This window comes from Paenibacillus sp. J45TS6 (assembly GCF_018403285.1).
GTDB lineage: Bacteria > Bacillota > Bacilli > Paenibacillales > Paenibacillaceae > Paenibacillus.
The window spans coordinates 1-2,265 of sequence record NZ_BOSJ01000043.1 but is presented as its reverse complement, the minus strand read 5'-3'; the positions used below and the strand labels follow the sequence as shown (position 1 = coordinate 2,265).

Genomic DNA, 2,265 nt, shown 5'->3' with positions numbered 1-2,265 from the left:
AAAATGCTCGTTTGGTGGCGATAGCGGAGGGGTTCCACACGTACCCATCCCGAACACGACCGTTAAGCCCTCCAGCGCCGATGGTACTTGGACCGCAGGGTCCTGGGAGAGTAGGACGTCGCCAAGCATAGATAAAGACACTGCCATTAGGTAGTGTCTTTTTTGTTATGTCGTTTTTTAAGTTAAACACCCAATTTACTAAGGCGAAATGTATAGGATGCCTTTTAATATCATGATGACCATAGCTTATGTTCACTATTAATGAATCAATATTTATAAATTTTCTTTGTATTAGGCTTAGTATAAGTAATTAATATAGCTGCAAGTGATCTTCTATGACTTATTCCTTCTCTGATCGAACCTTAACTGGGTCAGAGCTGAGAACTATTTTGTAGAGTGAGTCTTCCAAAAGCAATACAATAGAAGTTTGAATGTTGTCTATCTTTCCTTTTGACCATAGAAGGGATCGGGAATAAGGTGTTCAGGATATATAATATGCGCTAAAACGTTATAATTATTGTGTTCTACATTTAGTAAGGTGAAGAGAAACTTGAATTAGAATGGAATAAAAACATAAAGATTCACAGATGATAGAAATACACTAATACCGAAATATGTTAGGTGCTCGTTCAGAACATTAATAGTAGTGAGTCATTAACGGAAACAATGAATACCTTTCAAGAAGATACAGTCCTTATTTTTGATTCATCCTGGAAGTATTGGCTTTTGCCACTGTCTACTCTACATTTAAAACAGTTAGATATGACCGATTAGTTTTAATAAAATCTCAAATCAGAAAGAGTTAGCTCAATAGGGAAGCTGGTCACTCTGTAAAGTAAGTATTTATGGAATTATCAAATTGTTATTAGATACAATGAAGAAGTCAATGCTTTAGTAAACATTAATTTTTCAGGTATGGACTCATTTCTGATAATTAATAATTTCAATGTTTAAGCGGGAATTATTATGAGTAAAAGGAAATATTCATTTTTGTATGTAGAATATTCAATCATGATATCAAAATTACTTTATGTGAAAGATAGTGATACTTCTATGTTGAGAATCAGCAAAGGAAGATTAGTTGGACGGGAAAGGTACAGAGATGTACCAGGCGATAGTTCGGCGTTTAGCTATACTACATTTATATACTGGCATTAACAATTGTAGCTCTGGTATTATCTCCTCAAAGTAGACACTCGAAAAAAAGGCTCATCTTATTATGAGATATTGAGAGACAACATGGAGGGGTATTTTTATGGATAAAAAAAGAATTAGTTATTTAATCATTTGCAGAGAAGTTTAAGTTAAGAGAATTTCAATGGCACATCTAGGGAGCGAGGAGTTATCTAGCTGTAGCAGACAAGGGGAATGTGTAGCAGCACACAATTTTCTTAAGAAGTTGGTGAGAAAATATTGATGAGATGGAGAGGTGTGTTCAATACCAGTAAAGGATCGACCAGAGGTCCAATAAAAGAGGCCTTCCCACGATATTCTCAAATATCTTACAGAATGGGATTATCATAAGTGCAGGGAAACTATTAAAGAAAGTCACACAGCGTTAAAGTTATTAGCTATAGTGGGAGTATAGATCTAGTTACTACAATTGGCTGCCAACCGCTTAAACCATAGCTAAAAAGTAACACTACATTCTAAATCAAGGGCCAGAGAAAATATGACGCTAGTACTTGAATCATATAATTCGTTTAACCTTCGGATGTGAGGGCTCAGCGGGAAGTAGGCTACTTTGTCATTTTCGTTATGGGGTTTGGTCATACGTAGTTATATTAATGTTGTTTATCTAAACTCGATTATAGGATCTAATATATATCATTTTTAATAATTTCTACAAATTGTGCCTGCAATTCTTCATTAGAAAGAGTGTTGATATGTAGAGAAGCGCAAATAGAGAGTATAGAAGTAATTCGTTCTATGTTTTTTTAAGCAGGGAGTTAATTTGGGAGCGCTCCTTTACTTTGAGTAAATAATGGATTTAAACAACATTATTAAAATCAAATAATTTCAAATAAAAGACTTGCATAATTTTTATCAGCATGGTATATTCTAATTCCGGCCAAGAAGTTAGCCAGTAAGCAACACACTGAATAACCAAGCAACTTAACGAAGTTAAAAACTTCTGGAAAAAAGCTTGACACTCTGAACCGGACATGATATGATATAAAAGTTGCTGACGACGAGAGTTGTTAGCGAGATTGATCTTTGAAAACTGAACAACGAGGAGTTTTACGTAAGTGAAACTCGTGAGTG

Annotated in this window: 1 protein-coding gene and 1 rRNA gene; one reads left to right on the top strand and one right to left on the bottom strand. The window is 34.8% G+C overall.

Annotation, left to right across the window (positions count from 1 at the left end; all coding sequences use genetic code 11):
* Positions 1–10: 10 nt before the first annotated feature.
* Positions 11–127: ribosomal RNA gene (rrf, locus tag KJS58_RS24680) — 5S ribosomal RNA — on the top strand.
* 1,863 nt (positions 128–1,990) lie between these two features.
* On the opposite strand, the gene KJS58_RS24675 is transcribed toward rrf, so the two are convergent.
* Positions 1,991–2,265, bottom strand: a 275-nt coding sequence (locus KJS58_RS24675) for a hypothetical protein (protein WP_213536328.1), incomplete at its 5' end; no start/stop codon positions are given.